The organism is Streptomyces sp. NPDC006259, assembly GCF_042870975.1.
Classification (GTDB): domain Bacteria; phylum Actinomycetota; class Actinomycetes; order Streptomycetales; family Streptomycetaceae; genus Streptomyces.
Genome location: NZ_JBIAHY010000001.1, coordinates 662,180 through 685,658 on the forward strand (window position 1 = coordinate 662,180; position 23,479 = coordinate 685,658).

A 23,479-nucleotide genomic window follows, 5' to 3' on the forward strand; every position below is an offset into this window, starting at 1 on the left:
GCATGACCTCGCCCCGGCCCTCCCCCTCGGCCGCCTCGGTGCTGGATCTCGCCCCCGTGCTGCCCGTAGTGGTCCTGGCGGAGGTCGCCGACGCGGTGCCGCTGGCGCGGGCGCTGGTCGCGGGCGGGCTGCCGGCGATCGAGGTGACGCTACGCACCCCGGCCGCCCTCGACGCGATCCGCGCGATCGCCGACGCCGTGCCGGAGGCGGTGGTCGGGGCCGGGACGGTGATCACCCCGGGCCAGGTGGCGGACTGCCGGGCGGCCGGCGCACGGTTCCTCGTGAGCCCCGGCTGGACGGACGCGCTGCTGACGGCGATGCGGGCGTCCGGGCTGCCCTTCCTGCCCGGGGTGTCGACCACCTCGGAGGTCGTGGCGCTCCTGGAACGCGGGGTGCGCGAGATGAAGTTCTTCCCCGCGCAGGCGGCGGGCGGTACGGCCTATCTGCGGTCGCTGGCCGGGCCGCTGCCGCAGGCCCTCTTCTGCCCGACGGGCGGCATCGGTCCCGACAACGCGGCGGAGTACCTGGCCCTGCCCAACGTCGTCTGCCTGGGCGGCAGTTGGATGGTGCCCGCGGACGCGGTGGCGGCCCGGGACTGGGCGCGGGTGGAGGCGCTGGCGCGGGCCGCCTCGCGGCTCACGCGCGCAGGTGGGACGTGTCGTTGAACAGCCGGACGCTGGCGTTGCCGTCCGCGTAGTACGCCACCGCGGACAGCGAGGCCGCCGACAGCTCCATCCGGAACAGCGACTCGGGCGGGGCACCCAGGGCCAGCCGGACCAGGGTCTTGATCGGGGTCACATGGGTGACCAGGAGCACCGTACGTCCCGCGTACGCCGCGACCAGCCTGTCGCGGGTGGCGGCGATCCGGGTCGCGGTCGCCGCGAAGCTCTCGCCGCCGCCGGTCGGCCGGGCCTCCGGGTCGGCGAGCCAGGCGGTCAGATCGTCGGGGTGGCGCTCACGGACCTCCCCGAAGGTGAGCCCCTCCCAGGCACCGAAGTCCGTCTCGCGCAGCCCGTCGTCGACGGTGACCTCCAGCCCCAGCCGGGCGGCCACGGCAGCGGCGGTCTCCCTCGTCCGCGCGAGCGGAGAGGCGACGATGTGCTGGACCGTGCCCCGCCGGGCCAGCGCGGCGGCGACCCGCTCGGCCTGCTCCCGCCCGACGGCGGAGAGCGCGGGATCGCTTCCCCCGCTCCCGGAGAACCGCTTCTCCGGCGTGAGCGGGGTCTCCCCGTGCCGCAGCAGTACGAAGGTGGCGGGTGCTCCCATGTCGGGGGCGGAACCCCAGCCGACGGAGGGCTGCGCCTGCCCGGACGAGGAAGAGACGGGGGCGGGGGGAGGCGGAGAGGCAGGGGCGGAGGCAGGGGCGGAAAGGGGGGCGGAGCCGGACGCGGAGGCGAGGGTGCGGGCGGCGCGGCGGTCGGCTTCGGATGCGGTGCCGGTGCCGGCCCTGGTTCCCGTGCCGTGGTCGGTGCCGGTGTCGTGGCCGGTTCCCGCGCTGATTCCCGCGCCGGTGGCGGCGGCGGTGGCGGTCCCCGTGCCCGTTCCGTGGTCGGTCCGGGTTCCGGCCCCGCTCCTGTGATCGATCCGGGGCTCTGTGGCTCCGCCCCGGTCGCTGTCGCCGGCTCCGGTGGCCGAGCCGGCGTCGGCGTCGGCTCCCCCGGCCGTACCCGTGTCACGTGCGCTGTCGGCGACCCCGTCTCCGGTCGGCCCGGACGGCTCCGGGTGCGCCACCGCACCACCGGCGGAAGTCTCACCCGAGGGCGAGGGCGAGGGCGAAGGCGAGACCGAGTCAGGAGCCGAGGCCGGAGCCCGGTCCACACCCGGAACCCCCAGCCCTCCCGCCACCACCGCCGCCGTCGCCACCGCCACCGCACCCTCGGTGCCCGTCGGCGCCGGACTGCCGGCCGTACGCCCCCTGGCCAGAGCCTCGCGGGCCTTCGCCGCGCCGGCGGCCGCGTCACCGGGCGGGCCCGACGACTCGGGGGCCATGGTCGCGGTGCGGGACGACGCGGCGGCCAGGGCCGCCATGGACGCCCCGGCGTCCCACTGCTCGCCCCGCTTGCCGGCGTCCATCGCCTCGTTGGCCAGGCGGTCGGCGTGCTTGTTGCGCTCCCGGGGGATCCACTCGTAGGTGACCTGGCCGGGTGGGTAGATCCGGGCCGCCTCCGTGGCCAGTGGCTTCATGTCGGGGTGCTTGATCTTCCAGCGGCCCGACATCTGCTCGACGACGAGCTTGGAGTCCATGCGGACGCGCACCGGGGCGGCGGCGTCCAGTTCGCGGGCGGCGCGCAGGCCGGCCAGCAGCCCCCGGTACTCGGCGACGTTGTTGGTGGCGACGCCGATGTACTCGGCCCGCTCCACGAGGGTCTCCCCCGTCGCCGCGTCGATGACCACGCTGCCGTAGCCCGCGGGCCCCGGGTTGCCCCGGGACCCCCCGTCGGCCTCGACGATGAACTCCCGCACGCCGGCCGCCCCTACAGGCCGGACTCGGAGGTCCGCACCAGGATCCGGCGGCAGTTCTCGCACCGTACGACAGTGTCGGGGGCGGCCTTGCGGATGTCGTTGATGTCGGTGATCGCCAGCTCCTGGCGGCAGCCCTGGCAGGTGCGCTGGTAGAGCTTGGCCGCGCCGACTCCGCCCTGCTGCTCGCGCAGCTTGTCGTAGAGCTTGAGCAGGTCGGCGGGGACGGTGGCGGCGATGACCTCGCGGTCCTTGGTGGCGGAGGCGATCTCGCCGTCGAGCTTCTCGAAGGCGGCGTCGCGGCGGGCGGTCGCGTCGTCGATCCGGCCCTGGACGGAGCCGACGCGCTCGGTCAGCTCGGCGGCCCGCTCCTGGGCGGCCTCGCGGCGCTCCATGATCTCCAGGACGACGTCCTCGAGGTCGCCCTGGCGCTTGGCGAGGGAGACGATCTCGCGCTGGAGGTTCTCCAGGTCCTTGGAGGAGGTCACGGCGCCGGAGTCGAGGCGCTGCTGGTCGCGGACGGCACGCTGACGGACCTGGTCGACGTCCTGCTCGGCCTTGGTCTGCTCGCGGGCGGTGTCGCTCTCCTCGGTCTGCGCGGCCACCAGGAGGTCGCGCAGCTGCGTGAGGTCCTTGGTCAGCGACTCGATCTCGGCGTGCTCGGGCAGCGAGCGGCGCTTGTGCGCGAGCTGCTGGAGGCGGACATCGAGGTCCTGGACGTCGAGGAGTCGGATCTGGTCGGCGGGCGCGGCGTTCAGTTGGGGGCTCCAGGTGAAGGGAATTGGCTGGTCCAGGGGTCGGTGACCGTCTTCGAGACGTGGACCCGCAGGCCCCAGCCGTGGCGGTCGGAGATCTCGTCGAGCTGGGCTGCGGCCAGCTCGCACCAGGGCCACTCGGTGGCCCAGTGCGCCGCGTCGAGCAGCGCGAGAGGTGTGTCCGCGCGGTGCGCGCGGGCCTCGGACGCCGGGTGGTGGCGCAGGTCCGCGGTGAGGAAGGCGTCGACGCCGGCGGCGCGGACGTGGTCGAAGAGGCTGTCGCCGGACCCGCCGCTGACCGCGACGGTCCGTACGGTCGCGTCCGGGTCGCCCGCCACCCGGACGCCCTGCGCGGTGGCGGGCAGCCGCTCGGCGGCTCGGGCGGCGAACTCGCGGACGGTGAGCGGGTGGTCGAGTTCGCAGACCCGGCCGAGTCCGCGCCGTCCCTCGGGGTCGCCCGGGTCGGGCACGAGCGGCCGTACGACGCGCAGGTCGAGGGCGCCGGCGAGGGCGTCGCTGACGCCGGGGTCGGCCGTGTCGGCGTTGGTGTGGGCGACGTGCAGGGCGATGTCGTGCTTGATCAGGGTGTGCACGACGCGGCCCTTGGAGGTGGAGGCCGCGACCGTCGTCGTCCCGCGGAGATAGAGGGGGTGGTGGGTGACGAGCAGGTCGGCGCCCAGCTTCACCGCCTCGTCGACGATCTCCTGGACGGGGTCGACGGCGAAGAGGACCCGTCCGACGTCCTGGCCGGGTTCGCCCACGACGGTGCCGACCGCGTCCCAGGACTCGGCCCGCTCGGCGGGCCACAGGTTCTCCAGCGCGGCGATGACTTCAGACAGACGGGGCACGGGGAAAGGCTACCTGGCCGCCCCGCGCCCCCGAACCGCCGCCGGCCGGGAGTTCCGTGCGGGGACACACCACCGCAACCCCATGCACATCCCCCACAACCCCCGAAGCAGAATCGCTTCTGCGCCACTCGTACGAGCGAAGCCCCTGCCCGCCGGTCCCCCGTCCGCGCGTGCGAAAACTAGCTTCGTCGCCGGAGGTGACCGAACGATGACGGCCTGTGCGATCGAGCCCAACGCGGCGAACGGGGGCGACGACCCGACGCCGGACGCGCCCTTCGCGATCACGGCGGACTGCACCTACGCCGCACGTCTCGCCCGTAGCGGCGATTCCTGGTTCCCGGAGCGCTGGACACTGGACGGCCCCGAGCCGTACGCCGTGCCGCTCCCCGCCCACCAGCCGGAGGAGCCCGGTACCCAGGTGCAGCCGATGGCCGACGGGCGGGTCCTGATCCGCCGGCCGACGCAGGGGCGGCACGCCTTCTCGCTGCTGTACCCGACCGGACCCGGCACGGGTGAGCTGCCGCTCGGCGCGGTCGAGTGCCGGGACGAGGACACCGTCCTGCGGCTGCTGCCGCCGGCACCCTGCGGGCGGCGGGCGTACGCCGTCGCCGCGGGCCCGCGTTCGACCGCGCTGTGGCTGGTGGCGGGCGGCGCTTTCGGCCCCGAGCGGCTCGCGGAGATCCCGGGCCGTTGCTCGGGCGGGGTGTGGCTGGACCGGACGGGCCGCATGCTGGCCCTGGACCGTGAGGTGGGCGGCCGCACCAAGACGGTCGTGGTGGATCTGGAGCGGGGCGGCGAGGTGTCCCCGCTCCTCCAGATCGCCGCCGGCAGCGACGACCGGCTGCTGCTCGCGGCCCCGGACAGCGGACTGCTCCTGATCAGCTCGGACGCGCCGTCGCCCGGCGAGCCCCGGCTCGGCTGGGGCGTCCTGGGCAGCACCCTGCCGGTGCGGTTCCCGGAGTCGCTCCGGCTCGCGGACCGCGCGCTGACGCCGTTCGCGATCCAGCCGGGTCAGGTCCTGGTGCCGGAGAGCTGCGCGGTGGCCCTGCGCGTCGACGGCCCGTTCGGCAGTTGGGTCGGTGTGTGGCGCCCCGTGGACCGACGGCTGCATCAACTGGCGGCGCCGGCCGGATGGTTGGCGGGCAGCGGTCTGTGGACGGAGGACGGGGTGCTGCGGCTGCCGTACGCGACCGAGGCGGAGCCGTGCGGGGTGGCGCGGGTGGCGGTGCCGGCCGCGGGCGGGGAACACCGCCCGAGCGGCACCGCCGGGACCGCTTCCGACGTTCTGGAACCGGAACCTCCGCAACCTGTCGCGCTCCGTCCCGTCCCGCTCCAACAGGCGCCCCTGGCACGCTTGTAACGAAGTAGTGGCAGTTGGCGCGCCCGCCTGGATCCACCCCGAGGTCCGCCGGATAAACTCACCCGGCTGAAAAAGATCATGTTGACGGGGTGAACACTTCCATGAGCGACACGAGCACGATGACACAGCCGTGGTCCACCGGCACACAGGAGGACCACGGTCGCGGCAGGCACCGGGGCCCGGTCTCGTCCCACGAGGGCGAGTCCGCTCCCCTCGGCCGGCACCGCAAGCCGGCCGAGGAGAAGGCCGACGCCGCTGTCCGAGTCTGACGGTTACGTCTGTGGGCCCCGTCCGCCGTTCCGGTGGGCGGGGCCCACGACTGTCTGCCGCACGCTCGCGCCGGTTGCCCGTACCGCTCCCGCCGGTTCCCGCACCGCTCCCGCCGGTGGCCCTTACCGCTCCCGCCGGTTTGCCGTCCCCCATCCGCCCGTTGCCGTCACCGCTCCCGGCGCAGCCCCAACACCTCCGCCGCGGCGAACGTCTCGCCCTCGGGTCGCCCGGCGTAGTGCGGGGTGAGCAGGGCGTCCAGTTCCTCGTAACTGAACGTCTCCTGCTTGCTGTCGAAGGTGGCCCGCACCCGCGGCCGTTCCACCACGGCGACCATCCCGCCGTGCACCACGAGCAGTTGGCCGTTGATCCGGGCGGCGGCGGGTGAGGCCAGATACCCGACGAGCGGGGCGACATGCTCGGGGGCCAGGGGGTCGAGCCCGTCGTCGGGGCGAACGAGACCCGCGAAGACGTCCTCGGTCATCCGGGTGCGGGCGCGCGGGCAGATGACGTTGGCGGTGACGCCGTACTTGGCGAGGGCGAGAGCGGTGGACGTCGTGAGGCCGACGATCCCGCCCTTGGCGGCCGCGTAGTTGGGCTGTCCGGCGGAGCCCGCGAGGAAGGCCTCCGACGAGGTGTTCACGATCCGCCCGTACACCGGCCCGCCCGCCGCCTTGGACCGTTCGCGCCAGTGCGCGGCGGCGAACCGGGTGGTGGCGAAATGGCCCTTGAGATGGACCCGGATCACCGAGTCCCACTCCTCCTCCGTCATCGAGAAGACCATGCGGTCGCGCAGGATGCCGGCGTTGTTGACCAGGATGTCCAGCGCGCCGAACTCCGTGACCGCCATCTCGACGAGGTCACGGGCCGCGGCGAAGTCGGAGACGTCCCCGGTGTGGGCGAGCGCGGTGCCGCCGGCCGTACGGATCTCCCGCGCCACCTCCTCGGCGGGCGCGGCGGAGGCCTCGCCCGACCCGTCGCGGCCGGGGCGGCCGTAGTCGTTGACGACGACGGCCGCGCCCAGCCGGGCCAGTTCGAGGGCCTCGGCCCGGCCGAGTCCGCGCCCGGCACCGGTCACGACGGCCGTACGGCCTTCCAGGGGCAGCTCCATGACGACTCCTCAGATCTCGACGCAGGTGCGCAGGGCCGTCCCGGTGCGCATCTGGTCGAGGGCCTCGTTGATCTCCGCGAGCGGGACCCGGTGGGTGATCAGTCCGGCGAGGTCGATGCGGCCGGCCCGCCACAGGGCGACGGTGCGCTCGTAGGAGCGCAGGACGTCGCCGCCGCCGTACATGGAGGGCAGTATCCGCTTCTCGTCGAAGAACAGCTCGAACATGTTGAGCTGGAGGAAGTCGTCCATGGCGCCGGCGCCCACGACGACCAGGGTGCCGCCGCGGCGGGTCGTCTCGTAGGCGGTGCGGGCGGTGGTGGAGCGGCCGACCACCTCGAAGACGTAGTCGAAGCCCTCACCGGCGGTGATCCGCTGCTTGGCGTCGGCGAGTCCCTCGGGGGAGACGGCCTCGGTGGCACCGAACCCGAGCGCGGCCTCACGGCGGGAGGCGACCGGGTCCACGGCGACGATCTCGGCGGCGCCCCTGAGCCGGGCGCCCTGGATCGCGGAGACGCCCACTCCGCCGCAGCCGATGACGGCGACGGACGAACCGGCTTCCACGTCCGCGGTGTTGAGCGCGGCTCCCAGGCCCGTGGTCACCCCGCACCCGATGAGCGCGGCGATGTCGAAGGGCACGTCGTCGGGGATCGGGACGGCGCAGCCGGCGTCGACCACGACCTCCTCGGCGAAGGTTCCGGTGCCGGCGAAGCCGAAGAGACCACCGTTGGGGCGGCGGAAGTTGGGCGTGCCGGCGTTCATGAACCCGGCCAGGCACAGCTCGGTCTGACCGCGTCGGCAGGCGGGACAGGCGCCGCAGGCGGGCAGCCAGCAGACGACGACCCGGTCGCCGGGCGAGACCCTCGTGACGCCCTCCCCCACCTCCAGGATCTCGCCGGCGCCCTCGTGACCGGGCACGAACGGGGCGGGCTGGGGCAGCACGCCGCTCATCGCGGACAGGTCCGAGTGGCACAGCCCGGTGGCGCGCACCCGGATCCTGACCTTGCCGGGGCCGAAGCCCACCGCCTCGACGTCGTCGAGGACCTCCAGCTTGTCCTGGCCGATCTCGTGCAGTACGGCTGCGCGCATGGTGCGGCTCCCCTCGGGGTCCCCTCGGATACCGGCTGGCTCAGGGGTGGTTCAGGAGTGGGTCAGGGATGGATCAGGGATGGGACAGGGGTGACTCGGGATGGTTCAGGAGTGGGGCAGGGGTGGCTCAGGAGTGGTTCGGGAGTGATTCAGCGGTGGTCGACGACGGTGTCGGCGAGCACGGGCGCGTCGTCTCGCTCCACGGCGCTCACGGCGACCCGGACCGTCCCCTCGCCGCGCCACATGCGGATGCGCAGGGTCTCCCCGGGGAAGACCACCCCGGCGAACCGGGTGGCGTAGGCGCGCACCCGCGTCACGTCCCCGTCGAGCAGGGTGTCGACGACCGCCTTGAGGGTGGTCCCGTAGGTGCACAGGCCGTGCAGGATGGGCCGGTCGAAGCCGGCGGCCCGCGCGAAGTCGGGGTCGGCGTGCAGTGGGTTCCAGTCGCCGGAGAGGCGGTAGAGGAGGGCCTGGTCCTGGCGGATGTGCCGTTCGACGGTCTTGTCGGGGTCGCCGTGCGGCGGGTCGAGCCGGGCGGAGGGGCCCCGGTCGCCACCCCAGCCGCCCTCGCCCCGGACGAAGATCTGGGCGTCGTTCGTCCACAGCGGCCCGTCCGCGTCGCGGACCTCGGTGCGCATGACGAGGACGGCGGCCTTGCCCTTGTCGTACACGGCGGCGATACGGCCGGTGGCGGTGGCGGTGCCCTCGACGGGCAGCGGGCGGTGCAGGGTGAGCGACTGGCCGCCGTGCAGGACGCGAGCCAGGTCGACGTCGACGCCGGGCATGGCCAGTCCGCTGATCACACCGGGTGCGCCGGAACCCGCGACGGTGGCGAAGCTCGGCAGGACGTGCAGCCGGGACTCCAGGGTGTAGCGCAGTTCGTCCGGGTCGGTGGCGGGGACGCCCGCGCCGACGCCGAGGTGGTAGAGCAGGACGTCCTTGCGGTCCCAGGCGATCTCGCCGGTCCGGGGTTCGGCGGCGAGGGCCTTGGCTGCGTCGATGGGCATGGGGCTCCTGGCGGGTCTTGAGACCTCGGTGCGACCGTCCGCACCGTCGGCCGCACCGAGGTCGTCACGGGCGGGACCTAGAACGCGTTCCAGTCCGGCGCCCTCTGTATAGCCCAGCGTCCGACACTTGTGAAGGCTCCCGGCGGCTACTTCCTGACGGTTCGTCAGTTCGGCGTGCCGTGGACACTTGTCCGCCAAAGGCCACCCCGACCGCCACGACACCCCCGCCGAACGCCGCTCAGGTCCCGGGCTCCCGGGGGGCCGGTACGGCAGCGCCCGGCAGGCCTCCCGAGGGCGGGTGGCGTGGCGCCCGTTCGGCGGCGGAGGCCGGGTACCGGCGCCGCCGCCGGGGGTGGGGGAGGCCAGGTCCTACAGGCCCGTCGCGGTGCGCCGCAGGCCCGTTCCGGTGCGCCGGCCACAGGCCTGCTCCCCTGCCCAACAGGCCTGTTGCGGTGCGGCCGCTGCCTCTACAGGCCTTTTCCCGTGCGGCCCCTGCCCCTACAGGCCCTTTCCGGTGCGGCGCAGGACGCGCAGGGAGCCCGTGTCCGAGATCTCCGTGAAGGCGCCGGACTCCACGGCGCGCAGGTAGACGCGGTACGGGGCCTGGCCGGTGAACTCGTCCGCCGGATCCGGGAAGACGTCGTGGATGACGAGCAGGCCGCCCTCGGCGACATGCGGGGCCCAGCCCTCGTAGTCGGAGCCGGCGTGCTCGTCGGTGTGGCCGCCGTCGACGAAGACCAGGCCGAGGGGCGAGTTCCAGAAGGCGGCGATCTGCGGAGAACGGCCGACGAGTGCCACCACGTGCTCCTCCAGACCGGCCCGGTGCAGGGTGCGGCGGAAGGCGGGCAGCGTGTCCATCAGGCCGATCTCGGGGTCGACGGTCTCCGGGTCGTGGTACTCCCAGCCCGGCTGCTGCTCCTCGCTGCCCCGGTGGTGGTCGAGGGTGAGCGCGGTGACCCCGGCCCGCCGGGCGGCGTCGGCGAGCAGGATCGTCGAGCGCCCGCAGTACGTGCCGACCTCCAGCAGCGGCAGTCCCAGACCGGCGGCCTCGACCGCGGCGGCGTACAGCGCGAGTCCCTCGTCGACGGGCATGAACCCCTTCGCGGCCTCGAACGCGGCCAGGATCTCGGGCTCGGGTGCCGCGGGCATGGGGGTCCTTCCGGTCGTACGTGCGTAGGGGCCCGCCCATGATGCCCCGCACCCCCCGCCGGACCGTCGACGGGGGGTGCGGGGCACGCGGGTCAGGCGGTGACGGTCTCCCCCGGCAGCGCCAGGTCCAGGTCGACCGGGCGCTCGTCGCCCGTGTGGGTCGCGGCGGAGGCGAGGGGGCCGTGGCCGGTGGCCTTGGCGGCGAGGACGTACGCGCCCCGGGCCGGGACGGTGACGGCGTAGCTGCCGTCCGCCTCCGACAGGGTGGCGCCGGCCTGGCGGCCGCGGCGGTCGATGAGGGTGACCTTGGCGTGGGCGACCGGGGCGCCGGTGGCGTCCAGGACCCGGCCGCGGAAACCGCGCAGGACCTCCTCGGCGCGGGCCAGGTTGGCGTCCTCCTCGCTGCTGGCCCGCAGTCGCGGTGCCGCCGCGGGGGCGCGGCCGGGCAGGAACAGGGCGAGGAGCAGGCCGACGGCGACGGCGCCGGTGGCGATCAGGAAGGAGACCCGGAAGCCGTGCATGGTCGGGACGGCGACGCCGCCCACGTCGTTCGCGGTGTTGGCCAGCACCATGCCGATGACGGCGCTGGAGACCGACGTCCCGATGGACCGCATCAGGGTGTTGAGGCCGTTGGCGGCGCCCGTCTCGGAGGCCGGGACCGCGCCGACGATCAGCGCGGGGAGCGAGGAGTAGGCGAGGCCGATGCCGGCGCCCAGGACGACCGCGATGACGAGGCTCTGCCAGGCGGCGCTCATCAGACCGAGGCCGGCGCCGTAGCCGATCGCGATGATCAGCAGGCCGAGGATCAGGGTGACCTTGGGGCCGTACTTCGCGGACAGGCGGGCGTAGACCGGCGCGGTGACCATCATCGTCAGGCCGAGCGGTGCCACCAGGAGGCCGGCGGTGACCATCGACTGGCCGAGGCCGTAGCCGGTGCTCGTGGGCAGCTGGAGGAGCTGGGGCAGGACGAGGGAGACGACGTAGAAGGAGACGCCGACCATGATCGAGGCGAGGTTGGTGAAGAGGACAGCGGGGCGGGCGCTGGTGCGCAGGTCGACCAGCGGCGCCTTGACGCGCAGCTCCATCAGGCCCCACAGGAGCAGCACGACGACCGACGCGGCGAACAGGCCGAGCGTCATGCCGGAGGACCAGCCCCAGTCGCTGCCCTTGGTGATCGGCAGCAGGAACAGGACGAGGCCGGCGGAGAGGCCGATCGCGCCCGGCAGGTCGAAGGAGCCCTGGGCTCGGGCCGGGGACTCGGGGACGACGAGCAGGGTGAGGACGATGGCGAGGACGCCGAGGCCGGCGGCGCCGTAGAAGAGGGCGTGCCAGTCGGCGTGCTGGGCGATGAGGGCCGCGGCGGGCAGGGCGAGGCCGCCGCCGACGCCGATGGAGGAACTCATCAGGGCCATCGCGGAGCCGAGCTTCTCGCGGGGCAGCATGTCGCGCATCAGGCCGATGCCGAGCGGTATCGCGCCCATGGCGAAGCCCTGGAGGGTACGGCCCACGATCATGACGAGCAGATCGCTGGTGACGGCGCTGACCAGGGCGCCGGCGACCATGACCGCGAGGCTGAGGATCAGCATGCGCCGCTTGCCGTAGAGGTCGCCGAGGCGGCCCATGATCGGCGTGGCGACGGCGCCGGACAGCAGGGTGGAGGTGAGCACCCAGGTGGCGTCGCTGGGGGCGGTGTCGAGCAGTTGCGGCAGGTCCTTGATGACCGGGACCAGCAGGGTCTGCATCACCGCGACCACGATGCCCGCGAAGGCGAGCACGGGGACGACGGCACCGCCCGCCCTGCGTCCGGGCTGGTCGGTCGACGTGTGCGTCATGGAGCGAGGCCTCCAGGCCTGGGAGAACTGGGCAAGGGGGTGAAGCACCGGGAACGGCTTCACCACGCGGGATACGTGCACGGTGAACCCCGTATGCATGAGCAACTATTCCGATGCTTCGGCACACTAACGAAATCTTGACCTTCTCTTGACAAAAGGACCACCCCCTGCGCGGCCACACACACGAATCAGGGGGTCGAGGAGCCCTCGGGGATCCGGATCACCGGACGAGCTTCCTGTCGGCGGAGGTGACGCCGTAGCCGACTTGGGAGAGCCGGGCCGTCGCGGCCGCCCGGCCCCGTCGGGGGCGTCCCGCTAGGGTGGCAGGCGTGTCGTACGTAGGCCCTGACTTCGATCCCCCGCGTCCCCGCCGCTCCCCGCTGCGGCGCACGCTCACCGTGGTGCTCGCCGTGCTCGTGCCCGGCGCGCTGCTCGGCTGGCTGGTGTGGGAGGCGCTGGGCGGGTCGGACGACGGTGGGTCCGGCCGGGGCACGGGGGCGGCCTCCAGCGCCGGGGGGTCGGCCTCGGCAGGCGGCGAGCCCGACGACAGGCCGGGCCGCTCGGCCTCGCAGCCCCCGACGGCGTCCGCGTCCGGCGGCGCCGGGCCCCTCGCGGGCAAGGTCGTCGTCGTCGACCCGGGCCACAACCCCGCCAACGTCCAGCACACGGCCGAGATCAACCGCAAGGTCGACATCGGCACCCACACCAAGGAGTGCGACACCACCGGCACCGCCACCAACTCCGGTTACAGCGAGGCCGCGTTCACCCTGGACGTGGCGCACCGGCTGCGCGCGCTGCTGGAGCGGCAGGGTGCCACGGTGAAGCTGACGCAGGACGCCGACCGGCCCTACGGACCCTGCGTCGACGAGCGGGCCCGGATCGGCAACTCCGCCCGCGCGGACGCCGTCGTGTCGGTCCACGCCGACGGGGCGGGCGCCGGGCAGCGCGGCTTCCATGTGATCCTGCCGGGCGCGGTGCACGCGGGTGCCGCCGACACCCGTGCCATCGTGGCGCCTTCGCGGAAACTGGGCCGACTGATCGCGGACGACTTCGCGGAGTCCACGGACACCGCGCCCTCCAACTACGTCGGCGGCGGCAGCGGTCTCGTCACGCGTGAGGACCTGGGCGGTCTCAATCTGTCAACGGTTCCCAAGGTGTTCATCGAGTGCGGCAACATGCGCGATAGCAAGGACGCGGCACTGCTCACCAGCGGCGCCTGGCGGCAGAGGGCGGCGCAGGGGATCTCTGAGGGAATCGTGAGTTTCCTGCGCGGGTAGTGATCAGCGCGCTGATCCCTGGGGACAGCCTGATCGTGCGGACGATAGTGTCGTCCCCGCGATGAGGGGCCACCCCCGCGCTTCCCACCCGAGCCTGAGGGCTCCATGGTGACAGCGACGCCTCTACCGATGCGTGTACCGATGACGAGACGACTGACGAAGGACCTGAAGTGAATATCCGCTCCCTCACTCGAGGCGACGGCGTGGTGATCGGAGCAGCGGTATTGCTGTTCATCGCGTCGTTCCTGGACACGTTCGACGGCTCCGGCGGCGATGTCCCCACCGCCTGGGACGACCTCGGTCTGCTGATGAGCATGTACGTCGGCGGGATCATCGGTGCGGCCCTGATCGTCCTCGCCCGCGCGCTGCCTCAGCCGCGCAGGATCGTCGGCCTGGACCTCGGCCAGCTGGGTCTCGCGCTGACGGTGTTCGCCGCGTGGACGGCGTTCTGGACGATCATCGATCCGCTGGGCGCGTTCAGCGACACCTTCGGCAGCGCGGACGTGGAGCGGGGTGCCGGTCTCATCCTCGGCTTCATCGCGACGCTCGTGCTGGCCGGCGGCGCCATCGCCACCGCCCTGCTCCCGGCCCTCCAGGCCGCCCTGATCCCGGCCCCCAAGCCCCCGGCGCCGCTGCCCTACGGCGCTCAGCCGCCCGGTGGTTACGGCTACCCGGGCGCGCAGCAGCAGCCGTCGCCGTTCGGCGGTCCGCCGCAGCAGGGTCAGCAGCCGGGCCAGCCGCCGTTCGCGGCCGGGCAGCCGGCTCCGGCGCCGCAGCCGCCGGCCGCCGACTTCTCACCGTTCTGGTTCGCCGTGCCGGTGCCGCGTCCGCTGTACGCGGAGGACGGTGCGCCCATGCCGATCGCCGAACTGGCGCCGGGCACCTGGTACCTGGCCGTCGAGCAGGGCGCCCAGGGTCTGGTGGCGCAGACCCAGGACGGCCGTCGCGGCGTGCTGCGGGACACCTCCGGCATCCAGCGCGGCTGAGTCCCGGCCCCGCCTCTCGCGGCCCCTCGCCCTTCCGGGTGGGGGGCCGTTGTCGTACAGTCGCCCTCCCCACAACGGCTGACGTACCGTCAGGAGGCAGGAATGCGGCTCGGTCTCGCGCTCGGCTACTGGGGGCGCGGTCCCTCCCCCGGCCATGTGGAGCTGGCGCGAGAGGCGGAGCGGCTCGGGTACGACTCGGTGTGGACGGCGGAGTCCTGGGGGTCGGACGCGTTCACCCCGCTCACCTGGATCGCCGCCCACACCTCGACGATCGGACTGGGTACGGCGGTCGCGCAGATGGCGGCCCGTTCGCCGACCACGACGGCGATGCACGCGCTCACCCTGGACCATCTCTCCGGCGGGCGGATGACGCTGGGCCTCGGCCTGTCCGGTCCCCAGGTCGTCGAGGGCTGGTACGGCCGCCCCTTCCCGGAGTCGCCGCTGACCGCGACCCGCGAGTACGTCGACGTCGTGCGGCAGGTCCTGCGGCGGGAGGGACCGGTCGAGCTGGACGGCCGCTTCCACGCGCACCCCTACCGGGGCCCGGACGCGACGGGGCTCGGCAAGCCGCTGAAACCGATCACACATCCGCTGCGCGCCGCACTGCCGGTGATGCTGGGGGCGGAGGGGCCGAGGAACGTGGCGCAGACGGCCCGGATCGCCGACGGCTGGCTGCCGCTCTACTGGTCGCCCGACCGGCCGGACGCGTACGGGCCGGCGGTGGCGGAGCTGCCGGCGGGGTTCCGGGTGGCGCCGATGGCACGGGTGCGGGTCTGCGACGACCTCGCGGAGGGACTGCTTCCGGTCAAGGCGATGCTCGGCTTCTACATCGGCGGGATGGGGCACGCCCGGCGCAACTTCCACGCCGACCTGATGGCGCGCATGGGGTACGGGGAGGAGGCCCGGCGGATCCAGGAGCTGTTCCTGGCCGGGCGCCGGGAGGAGGCCGTGCTGGCCGTCCCGGACGCCTTCGCGGACGAGATCTCCCTGGTCGGGCCGCGCGAGCGCATCGCGGAGCGGCTGGAGCGGTGGCGCGGCGGCCCGGTGACGGACCTGCTGGTGCTGACCCCGGACCCGCTCACCCTGCGTGTACTGGCCGACCTCAACTCCTAGGCGGAAGGCGGCCGTTCGAAGTGGCATCGCGACCGGATCCGGCTCGGCCGGCCGACACGCCCACGCGCCCACGGTTCCACGAGCCCACGGTTCCACGAGCCCACGGTTCCACGGGACACGTCGGTGCTTCGTCCAGGCGGCGGGCCCGGAACTCGCCTGCGGGACAACGGCGTTCGCGAGGCAGGGCACGGCTCCCCGCCGGCGCGCGCAGAGGGAGAAGTCGTGAACGGGCCGTGTTTCATCCCGTCACGAACGGCAAAGCGGACTGCATGTCCCCTCGATATCGCAACGGTACGCATTCGGCTGGCACGGTCATCGCCGTCGTCGCCGACGTGATGGCCTTCATCCTGGGCCTCTGGATCGTCATGTACCTGCTGGACGCCAACCGCGGCAACGACCTCGTGCAGTTCGTGCACGACGCGGCCCGATGGCTGGCGGGCTGGTCGCACGACCTGTTCACGTTCGACGAGGCGTGGGCGAGGGTCGTGGCGGGCTACGGCCTGGCGGCCGTCGTGTACCTCTTCGTCGGCCACGCGATCGCGAACCGGGTCCGCCACTGACCTCCCGGAAGATCCGGGACCTCACCGGCGGCCACCTCCGGTCGGCGCGTCGGCGTCCTCACTCGCAGCAGTCGGGATCCAGTCCCGTCGGCAGGCGGTCGCCGCCGAACACCTGGCAGGTGGCCTCGTGCCCGCCCAACGCGGCGACCGCGAGCAGCAGCGACCCGGCGGTCCACGTCGTCAGCTCCTGCGGCCAGATCGCCGCGTCCTCGAAGACGTACCCCGTCCAGTACAGCCCGGACTCCGGGTCGCGCAGCCGCTGGATCCACTGAAGGATCTCCAGCGCCCGGTCGGACTCGCCCACCGCCCACAGGGCCAGGGCGAGTTCGGCCGACTCCCCGCCGGTCACCCACGGGTTGGGCACGACACAGCGCACGCCGAGCCCCGGCACGACGAACAGCTCCCACATCTCCTCGATGCGGGCCTTGGCCTCCGCACCGGTGAGCGCGCCGCCGAGGACCGGGTAGTACCAGTCCATCGAGTAGCGGGCCTTGTCCAGGAACCGCTCCGGGTGCCGGCGGATGGCGTGCCGCACCGCGCCGGCCGCCAACTCCCAGTCCGGCTGGGGTTCTTCCCGCTGCTCGGCGATGGCCAGGGCGCAGCGCAGCGCGTGGTGGACGGAGGAGGAGCCGGTGAGCAGGGCGTCCGCGGTGGGGGTGCCGTCGTCGTCACGGCGCCAGCCGATCTGCCCGCCGCTCTGCTGGAGCCGCAGCACGTACTCGACCGCGGCGTGGACGACCGGCCACATGCGGTCGAGGAAGGTGTCGTCGCCGGTGGACAGGTAGTGGTGCCAGACGCCGACGGCGACGTAGGCGACGAAGTTCGTCTCGCGGCCGCGGTCGGTGACGTCGGCGAAGTCGCCGTCGGCGTAGGCCGCGTACCAGGAACCGTCGTCCTGCTGGTGCCGCGCGAGCCACTCGTACGCCCGCTCGGCGGCCTCGTGCTCGCCCGCCGCGTCCAGCGCCATCGCGGCCTCGGTGTGGTCCCACGGGTCGAGGTGGTGGCCGCGGAACCACGGGATCGCGCCGTCCTCCCGCTGCTCGGCCAGGATGGCGCGGACGGTCTCGACGGCCTGCTCGGCGGTGAGGACCCCGGGCAGGACCAGGTGTTCCGTCCGGGAAGTCGTCACTTGGCGTCCACTCGGGGCAGATGGGGCTTGGTCGCGTACGCCACGAAGCTCTTGCCGATCAGCGGGTTCAGCGCCTGTTCGGCGACCCGGGTCGCGAGGGGCTTCTTCATGATGTCCCAGACCAGCAGCTTGTGGTACGCCCGCACCGGCAGCGCCTTGTCGTTGTCGACGCCGAACGCGCACTTGAGCCACCAGTACGGCGAGTGCAGCGCGTGGGCGTGGTGGCTGCCGTACGGCTTCAGGCCGGCCTCGCGGATCTTCCCGAGCAGTTCGTCCGCCCGGTAGATGCGGATGTGGCCGCCCTCGACCTCGTGGTAGGCGTCGGACAGGGTCCAGCAGACCTTCTCGGGGCCGTAGCGCGGCACGGTGATGGCGATGCGGCCGCCCGGCCTGAGAACCCGCACCATCTCGGCCAGGACACCCTTGTCGTCGGGGATGTGCTCCATCACCTCGGAGATGATGACGACGTCGAAGGACTCGTCGGGGAAGGGCAGGGCGAGGGCGTCGCCCTCCATCGCGGTGGCGGTCGCGCCCTCGGGGGCCTCGCCCGCCTCCTTCATCGCGGCGAACCACTTGGCGACCTCGCGGATCTCCTCGCCGTTCTGGTCCAGCGCCACGACCTGGGCGCCGCGCCGGTAACACTCGAAGGCGTGGCGTCCCGCCCCGCAGCCGAGGTCCAGGACACGGTCGCCCGGGGCGAGCGGGAACCGGGAGAAGTCGACGGTCAGCACGTGGCCCTGCTTTCGCGATCGGATTCAACGTCAACATCTGGGTCGGCGTCGGGGGACGCGGAGGTGAGGGGGGCCGGCCGCGCGCCCGACGGGCGTGGGCGGCGCCGGTCCCCGGCCCGCTCGACCGCCTCGCGGTACCGCTCGACGGTGCCCTGGGCGGCGCGCGCCCAGGTGAACCGCTCCAGCACCCGCTCGCGTCCGGCCGCGCCCAGCCGGGCCCGCAGCACGGGGTCGCCGAGCAGCCTGCTCAGCGCGGTGGCCAGGGCGCCCGCGTCCCCCGGCGGCACGGCCAGACAGGTCTCCCCGTCGGGTCCGGCGACCTCGGGGGTGGCGCCGCCGGTGGTGGCGACGAGCGGGGTGCCGGTCGCCATGGCCTCCGCGGCCGGCAGTGAGAAGCCCTCGTAGAGGGAGGGCACGCAGGCGACCTCGGCGGAGCGGACCAGGTCGACGAGTTCGGCGTCGGAGATGCCCTTGACGAACTCGATGGCGCCCGCGAGGCCGTAGCGCTCGACCGCGGCGGCGACGGGGCCCTCCTGCGGGCGCTTGCCGACGACGACGAGGTGGGCGTTCGGCTGCTCGGTACGGACCTTGGCCAGCGCCTCCACGAGGAACACCAGGCCCTTCAGAGGCACGTCCGCGCTGGACGTCGTGACGATCCGGCCCGGCACGACGGGCACGGACGGGTCGGGCGCGAACAGGTCGGTGTCGGCGCCGATGTGGACGACGTGGATGCGGTCGTCGCGGACCCCGAGGTGGTCGACGATCTCCTGGCGGGAGGTGCCGGAGACGGTGAGCACGGACGGCAGACGGCGGGCGACGCGCTTCTGCATGCGGGTGAAGGCGTACCAGCGGCGCACCGAGGCGCGCCGCTTCCAGCCCTCGGCGGCGTCCAGCTCCAACTGCCGGTCGACGGTGATGGGGTGGTGGATGGTGGTGACCAGGGGTGCGCCGACGTCGCCCAACAGGCCGTAGCCGAGGGTCTGGTTGTCGTGCACGACGTCGAACTCGCCGCGCCGGGCCCGCAGATGACGGCGGGCGCGCAGCGAGAAGGTCAGCGGCTCGGGGAAACCGCCGGTCCACATCGTCGCCACTTCCAGGGCGTCGACCCAGTCGCGGTACTCGCCGCGCCTCGGGGTGCGGAAGGGGTCCGGCTGACGGTAGAGGTCGAGGCTGGGCAGCTCGGTGAGGGACAGCCGGTCGTCGTGGCCCTCGTCGAGGACCGGGTAGGGCTGGGAGCCGATGACCTCGACGCGGTGGCCGAGACGGGCCAGTTCGCGCGAGAGGTGGCGGACGTAGACGCCCTGGCCGCCGCAGAACGGGTTTCCCTTGTAGGTGAGGAGCGCGATGTCGAGCGGTCGCCCGCCGTCCGCGGCGAGGTCCTGGGACCCCGCCTGACTGGCCTCAGCGGTCACTCCGGGCCCCCTTCTGCCTGCACTGTCCCGCGAGACTACGACGGGACGCTAATCTAGAACAAGTTTCAGACTTGATCGTCCGGGAGGGTCTGAATCTACCGGCAGGTAAGGACGCTGTGAGCAGTGGATCAGGTGATTCACGCCACGACCCGGCGCCCCGTCCCCGCTGAGTGATCCCAAGCCCTCACCGACCGTCACGGAACGGGGCCATGCCCGCGCACGCCAAGGGGGACAAGGTGGAAAGCAGCATCCAGCGCCCCTCCGGCGCTCCCCTCACCGAGCGGCAGGAGGCCCGCCGCCGCCGCATCCTGCACGCGAGCGCGCGACTGGCGAGCCGGGGCGGGTTCGACGCGGTGCAGATGCGCGAGGTCGCCGAGTCCTCCCAGGTCGCGCTGGGCACGCTCTACCGCTACTTCCCGTCCAAGGTGCATCTGCTGGTCGCCACGATGCAGGACCAGTTGGAGCGCATGCACGGCACGCTGCGGAAGAAGCCCCCGGCGGGCGACACCCCGGCCGCCCGCGTCACGGAGACCCTGATGCGCGCCTTCCGCGCCCTCCAGCGCGAGCCCCACCTGGCCGACGCGATGGTCCGCGCCCTCACCTTCGCCGACCGCAGCGTCTCCGCCGAGGTCGACCAGGTCTCCCGCCGGACCACCGTGATCATCCTCGACGCGATGGGCCTGGCGGACCCCACCCCGGAACAGCTCTCCGCGGTCCGCGTCATCGAACACACCTGGCACTCGGCCCTCATCACCTGGCTCTCGGGCCGGGCCTCCATCGCCCAGGTACGCATCGACATCGAAACGGTCTGCCGGCTGATCGACGTGACGGAGCCGCACGACTGAGCCGGCGGTCAGGGCAGCGCCGGGGGCTCGGGAGGCGGCACGGTGGACGCCGGTGCCGACGACATGGCCGCGCACGGCATGCCGCTGCCATCGAAGACGGCCCCGGTGGGCGTCCGTTCCCGCGCCTCCGGTTCGGGCGACGCGGCCGTGGCCGTGGAGATGCCGAAGTTCACGGTCCAGTTGAGCTTCTCGAGGAACCAGGCGTGACCGCCGTCGCCCGCGTCCTCCCCCCTCACCGACCAACCGCGTTCCTTCAGCTCGCCGACGACCACCTCGGCGTCCTTCCGGTCCGGCGAACCGTGGGTCCGCACGGAGCCCATCGTCCGGCACGGGTGGCCGCCCAGCTGCTGGACGGTCAGGAACCGGGGCTGCCAGTCCGCCGCCGCCGCGGCCGCCGAGATCTCGGCCTCCACCATCGCGGTGGTCAGCTCCCTCGGGCCCGCGACAGCGGCCGTCCGGCCGCCGGCCGTCTGCTCCGCCTCTGCCCCACCGCCACCATTGCCGCAGCCCGTCAGCAGCACCACCGCGACACTCGCGGCCACGGCCGCCCCCACCCCACGCATGCGTCCCCACCTCGTACGTCACCGATGTCCGGCGGAGTCTCGCACACGCCCACCGTCACTCCTCCGGCGGGAACACCGCCTCCCCGTTCCGCGCCAGGGTGATCATGATCGCCTCGACCGGGCAGCTCTCCGCTGCCTCCAGGACGCGTTCGTTGGCGTCCGTGTCGGGGGCGGTGGGGTGGGACTGGCGGGCGGTGTCGAGGTGGAAACGGTCGGGGGCGAGGTGGAGGCACTGGGCGGAGCCGATGCACAGGGAGCGGTCGACCTCGACGTGCCAGCGGTCTCCCGTCCCGGGTACGCCCATCGGTTCAGCCCTCCCAGCCCGCCGGCAGGTGGATCATCTTGTGCTCCAGGTACTCGCCGTACCCCTCGGGGCCGAACTCCCGTCCCAGGCCGCTGTTCTTGTAGCCGCCGAACGGGCCGAGCATGTCGAGGCTGAAGGTGTTCACGGAGTACGTCCCGGTGCGGACCCGGCGGGCCACCTCGATGCCGTGCCCGACGTCCGCCGTCCACACGCTGCCGCTCAGGCCGTAGTCGGAGTCGTTGGCGATCTTCAGTGCCTCCGCCTCGTCGCCGTAGGGGAGGAGGCAGATCACCGGGCCGAAGATCTCCTCGCGGGCGATGCGCATGGAGTTGTCGACGTCGCCGAAGAGGGTCGGCTCGACGTACCAGCCCCGGTCGAGGCCGGGCGGACGTCCGCCGCCGGTGAGGATCTTCGCGCCCTCCTCCTGGCCGATGCGGATGTAGTCGAGGTTGCGCCGCTGCTGGCGCTCGGCGACCAGCGGGCCGACCTGGGTCGCCGGGTCCAGCGGGTCGCCGACGACCAGCGCGCCCGCCGCCGCCGCGAAGGCGTCGGCGAACTCGTCGTAGCGGGAGCGCGGCAGCAGGATGCGGGTCTGGGCGACGCAGGCCTGGCCGTTGTTCATCCAGGCCGCCGGGACGATCCCCGCCACCGCCGTCTCCACGTCCGCGTCCGGCAGCACGACCGCCGCCGACTTGCCGCCCAGTTCCAGCGTGACGCGGGTGAGATTGCGGGCGGCCACCTCCATCACGCGTTTGCCGGCCGCCACCGATCCGGTGAAGGAGACCTTGTCCACTCCGGGGTGCCCGACCAGGTACTCGCTGACCTCGCGGTCCGCCGGAAGGATCGACAGGACGCCCTCGGGCAGCCCCGCCTCCCGGGTGATCTCCGCCAGCAGGTAGGCGTCCAGAGGTGTTTCGGGCGACGGCTTGAGCACCACCGTGCAGCCGGTGAGCAGCGCGGGCGCGAGCTTGGCGGCGGCCACGAACTGCGGGACGTTCCAGGGGACGACCGCGGCCACGACCCCGACGGGTTCGCGCCGCACGAGGATCTTCCCGAGGACTCCGTCGCGCCGTTCCTCGACGGGGAAGCCGCGCGCGACGGTGATGGCCGCGTCCCACACCATCATCGCGCCGAGGGCCTGCGCGAGGACGCTCCAGGAGTACGGGGAGCCGTTCTCGGAGGAGATCACCCGGGCGATCTCCTCGTGCCGGGCGGCGATCCCGTCCTTGATGCGGGTGACGACCGCGATCCGCTCCGCCAGCGGCAGCCGGGGCCAGGGGCCGTCGTCGAAGGCCCGCCGCGCCGCCGCGACCGCCCGGTCCACATCGGCGGGCGAGGCGTGCGGGACGCGCCCGATGACCTCCTCGGTGTGCGGCGAGACGACCTCGATGACGCCCTTGCCCAGGGGGTCGGTCAACTCCCCCCCGATGAACAGCTGTCCGTGTTCCACTGGCTCGGCCATGGCGACTGCCTCCCGAGGGGACCCATGGGGACCCGTTTGCGACAAGGTTTCCGACGGCGCCGCCCACAAGTTTCTGACGGTGTTTCAGAAACTGATACCAGTTCTCGTTATAGTGGGCAATGGCCGTGGGACGGAGGGTGCATGACGAGCAGCCCGGGCGGGGACCCCGCGCCCCCGACGACGTACGACCACGGCGGAGGCGTGCGCTCGCTGCGCGTGCCCATCCCGGACAACCCCCTCGGGCACACCCTGGTGTACGTCGTCGACACCGACCGGGGGCCGGTCCTCGTCGACACCGGCTGGGACGACCCGGCCTCCTGGGACGCCCTGGCCGAGGGACTGGCCGCCTGCGGCACCTCCGTCACCGAGCTGTACGGCGTCGTCGTCACCCATCACCACCCCGACCACCACGGCCTGTCCGGCGCGGTGCGCGAGGCCTCCGGGGCGTGGATCGCGATGCACGCGGCGGACGGCGCCATCGTCCGGCGGACCCGCGCGACCCGGCCCGCCCGCTGGTACGCGTACATGACGGACAAGCTGGTCGCCGCGGGCGCCCCCGAGGAGCACGTGGCACCCCTGCGTACGGCCCGACGCCGCACCCTCCCCGGCCTCTCCCCCGCCCTTCCCGACCGTGGGATCGAGCCGGGGGAACTCCTCGACCTGCCCGGCCGCCGTCTGCGCGCGATCTGGACGCCGGGCCACACCCCCGGCCACGTCTGCCTCCACCTGGAGGAGGACCACCCACGCCGACTGCCCGGCCACGGACGGCTGTTCTCCGGCGACCACCTGCTGCCGGAGATCACCCCGCACATCGGCCTGTACGAGGACCCCGAGGACGCCACCGTCACCGACCCCCTGGGCGACTACCTCGCCTCCCTGGAACGCGTCGGCCGCCTCGCCGCCGCCGAGATCCTCCCCGCCCACCAGTACGCCTTCACCGACGCAGCCTCGCGCGTGAGGGAGTTGCTCGCCCATCACGAGGACCGCCTCGCGGGCCTGCGGGAGTTGCTGGCCGAGCCGCTCACCCCCTGGCAGCTCGCCGAGCGCATGGAGTGGAACCGGCCCTGGGCGCGCATCCCGTACGGCTCCCGCAACATCGCCGTCTCGGAGGCCGAGGCGCACCTGCGGCGCCTGGTGAAACTGGGGCACGCGGAAGCGGTGACGGGGAGCGATCCGGTGACGTACGTGGCGGTTTGAGGCGGAAGCGCCAAAGCGGAAACGC

At 73.3% G+C, this 23,479-nt stretch carries 23 protein-coding genes; 9 read left to right on the forward strand and 14 right to left on the reverse strand.

Translation table 11 applies throughout. The annotated features are described in order from the left end of the window. Positions 1–2: 2 nt before the first annotated feature. Positions 3–665 carry a bifunctional 4-hydroxy-2-oxoglutarate aldolase/2-dehydro-3-deoxy-phosphogluconate aldolase gene (gene eda / locus ACFYO5_RS02755; RefSeq protein WP_388703398.1) on the forward strand — a complete coding sequence of 221 codons (663 nt, stop codon included), beginning with the start codon at positions 3–5 and terminating at the stop codon, positions 663–665. On the opposite strand, the gene ACFYO5_RS02760 is transcribed toward eda, so the two are convergent. The 3 genes from ACFYO5_RS02760 to ACFYO5_RS02770 are packed head-to-tail and all read right to left on the reverse strand — an operon-like array spanning position 637 to position 4,063. Continuing rightward, positions 637–2,463, reverse strand: coding sequence for a bifunctional RNase H/acid phosphatase (locus ACFYO5_RS02760; protein WP_388703401.1), 1,827 nt, complete (start codon positions 2,461–2,463; stop codon positions 637–639). The genes eda and ACFYO5_RS02760 overlap by 29 nt on opposite strands. An 11-nt stretch (positions 2,464–2,474) precedes the next feature. Beyond that, positions 2,475–3,218 (reverse strand): C4-type zinc ribbon domain-containing protein, encoded by a 744-nt coding sequence (locus ACFYO5_RS02765; protein WP_356560036.1) that lies wholly within the window; start codon positions 3,216–3,218, stop codon positions 2,475–2,477. After that, entirely contained in the window at positions 3,215–4,063 is an 849-nt protein-coding gene (locus tag ACFYO5_RS02770) for a Nif3-like dinuclear metal center hexameric protein (RefSeq protein WP_388703403.1), read from the reverse strand. Before ACFYO5_RS02770 ends, ACFYO5_RS02765 begins: the two co-directional genes overlap by 4 nt. Before the next feature lie 208 nt (positions 4,064–4,271). On the opposite strand from ACFYO5_RS02770, the gene ACFYO5_RS02775 reads away from it, so the two are divergent. Both ACFYO5_RS02775 and ACFYO5_RS02780 read left to right on the forward strand, forming a co-directional pair. Continuing rightward, complete coding sequence (locus ACFYO5_RS02775) at positions 4,272–5,423, forward strand: hypothetical protein (RefSeq protein ID WP_388703406.1); 1,152 nt, start codon at positions 4,272–4,274, stop codon at positions 5,421–5,423. Positions 5,424–5,524: 101 nt separating this feature from the next. Further along, entirely contained in the window at positions 5,525–5,692 is a 168-nt protein-coding gene (locus ACFYO5_RS02780) for a hypothetical protein (RefSeq protein ID WP_356559399.1), read from the forward strand. A 167-nt stretch (positions 5,693–5,859) separates the two neighbouring features. On the opposite strand, the gene ACFYO5_RS02785 is transcribed toward ACFYO5_RS02780, so the two are convergent. The 5 genes from ACFYO5_RS02785 to ACFYO5_RS02805 all read right to left on the reverse strand — a co-directional run bounded on the left by ACFYO5_RS02785 (position 5,860) and on the right by ACFYO5_RS02805 (position 11,875). Then, entirely contained in the window at positions 5,860–6,801 is a 942-nt protein-coding gene (locus ACFYO5_RS02785; RefSeq protein WP_388703410.1) for a 3-oxoacyl-ACP reductase, read from the reverse strand. 9 nt (positions 6,802–6,810) lie between these two features. Continuing rightward, entirely contained in the window at positions 6,811–7,887 is a 1,077-nt protein-coding gene (locus ACFYO5_RS02790; RefSeq protein ID WP_388703413.1) for a Zn-dependent alcohol dehydrogenase, read from the reverse strand. A 149-nt stretch (positions 7,888–8,036) separates the two neighbouring features. Next, the gene (locus ACFYO5_RS02795) at positions 8,037–8,894 is read right to left on the reverse strand and encodes a MaoC/PaaZ C-terminal domain-containing protein (protein WP_356559405.1); all 858 of its coding nucleotides are present in this window, start codon (positions 8,892–8,894) and stop codon (positions 8,037–8,039) included. Between the two features lie 498 nt (positions 8,895–9,392). Beyond that, the gene (locus ACFYO5_RS02800; protein WP_356559407.1) at positions 9,393–10,043 is read right to left on the reverse strand and encodes a class I SAM-dependent methyltransferase; all 651 of its coding nucleotides are present in this window, start codon (positions 10,041–10,043) and stop codon (positions 9,393–9,395) included. 92 nt (positions 10,044–10,135) lie between these two features. Then, positions 10,136–11,875: an MFS transporter gene (locus ACFYO5_RS02805; protein ID WP_388703416.1), complete on the reverse strand. Its 1,740-nt coding sequence runs from the start codon at positions 11,873–11,875 to the stop codon at positions 10,136–10,138. 329 nt (positions 11,876–12,204) lie between these two features. Between ACFYO5_RS02805 and ACFYO5_RS02810 the strand changes: the two genes are divergently transcribed. From ACFYO5_RS02810 to ACFYO5_RS02825, 4 genes are all read left to right on the forward strand, one after another. Beyond that, the gene (locus ACFYO5_RS02810; protein ID WP_388703418.1) at positions 12,205–13,152 is read left to right on the forward strand and encodes an N-acetylmuramoyl-L-alanine amidase; all 948 of its coding nucleotides are present in this window, start codon (positions 12,205–12,207) and stop codon (positions 13,150–13,152) included. A 170-nt stretch (positions 13,153–13,322) separates the two neighbouring features. Next, positions 13,323–14,138 (forward strand): hypothetical protein, encoded by an 816-nt coding sequence (locus ACFYO5_RS02815; protein WP_356559413.1) that lies wholly within the window; start codon positions 13,323–13,325, stop codon positions 14,136–14,138. Between the two features lie 102 nt (positions 14,139–14,240). Next, positions 14,241–15,251 carry an LLM class F420-dependent oxidoreductase gene (locus ACFYO5_RS02820; protein WP_388703422.1) on the forward strand — a complete coding sequence of 337 codons (1,011 nt, stop codon included), beginning with the start codon at positions 14,241–14,243 and terminating at the stop codon, positions 15,249–15,251. Positions 15,252–15,520: 269 nt separating this feature from the next. Beyond that, positions 15,521–15,811 carry a hypothetical protein gene (locus ACFYO5_RS02825; protein WP_356559417.1) on the forward strand — a complete coding sequence of 97 codons (291 nt, stop codon included), beginning with the start codon at positions 15,521–15,523 and terminating at the stop codon, positions 15,809–15,811. A 58-nt stretch (positions 15,812–15,869) separates the two neighbouring features. Here ACFYO5_RS02825 and ACFYO5_RS02830 read toward each other — a convergent pair whose 3' ends face one another. The 3 genes from ACFYO5_RS02830 to ACFYO5_RS02840 are packed head-to-tail and all read right to left on the reverse strand — an operon-like array spanning position 15,870 to position 19,083. Then, the gene (locus tag ACFYO5_RS02830; RefSeq protein WP_388703425.1) at positions 15,870–16,940 is read right to left on the reverse strand and encodes a prenyltransferase; all 1,071 of its coding nucleotides are present in this window, start codon (positions 16,938–16,940) and stop codon (positions 15,870–15,872) included. Then, a complete protein-coding gene (locus ACFYO5_RS02835) occupies positions 16,937–17,671 on the reverse strand; it encodes a class I SAM-dependent methyltransferase (protein ID WP_356559421.1) in 735 nt (244 codons plus the stop codon). Before ACFYO5_RS02835 ends, ACFYO5_RS02830 begins: the two co-directional genes overlap by 4 nt. Then, a complete protein-coding gene (locus ACFYO5_RS02840; RefSeq protein WP_388703428.1) occupies positions 17,665–19,083 on the reverse strand; it encodes a glycosyltransferase family 4 protein in 1,419 nt (472 codons plus the stop codon). The genes ACFYO5_RS02835 and ACFYO5_RS02840 overlap by 7 nt, the downstream gene beginning before the upstream one ends. 209 nt (positions 19,084–19,292) lie before the next feature. Between ACFYO5_RS02840 and ACFYO5_RS02845 the strand changes: the two genes are divergently transcribed. Continuing rightward, positions 19,293–19,928 carry a TetR family transcriptional regulator gene (locus ACFYO5_RS02845; RefSeq protein WP_388703431.1) on the forward strand — a complete coding sequence of 212 codons (636 nt, stop codon included), beginning with the start codon at positions 19,293–19,295 and terminating at the stop codon, positions 19,926–19,928. Between the two features lie 8 nt (positions 19,929–19,936). Here ACFYO5_RS02845 and ACFYO5_RS02850 read toward each other — a convergent pair whose 3' ends face one another. The 3 genes from ACFYO5_RS02850 to ACFYO5_RS02860 are packed head-to-tail and all read right to left on the reverse strand — an operon-like array spanning position 19,937 to position 22,257. After that, positions 19,937–20,491, reverse strand: a complete 555-nt coding sequence (locus ACFYO5_RS02850) for a hypothetical protein (RefSeq protein ID WP_388703434.1) — start codon at positions 20,489–20,491, stop codon at positions 19,937–19,939. A 55-nt stretch (positions 20,492–20,546) separates the two neighbouring features. Next, positions 20,547–20,795 (reverse strand): ferredoxin, encoded by a 249-nt coding sequence (locus ACFYO5_RS02855; RefSeq protein ID WP_356559427.1) that lies wholly within the window; start codon positions 20,793–20,795, stop codon positions 20,547–20,549. Positions 20,796–20,799: 4 nt separating this feature from the next. Further along, on the reverse strand, positions 20,800–22,257 hold the full coding sequence (locus tag ACFYO5_RS02860) for an aldehyde dehydrogenase (RefSeq protein WP_388703438.1): 1,458 nt from the start codon (positions 22,255–22,257) through the stop codon (positions 20,800–20,802). 141 nt (positions 22,258–22,398) lie between these two features. On the opposite strand from ACFYO5_RS02860, the gene ACFYO5_RS02865 reads away from it, so the two are divergent. Further along, a complete protein-coding gene (locus tag ACFYO5_RS02865) occupies positions 22,399–23,454 on the forward strand; it encodes an MBL fold metallo-hydrolase (RefSeq protein WP_388703440.1) in 1,056 nt (351 codons plus the stop codon). Positions 23,455–23,479: the final 25 nt, after the last annotated feature.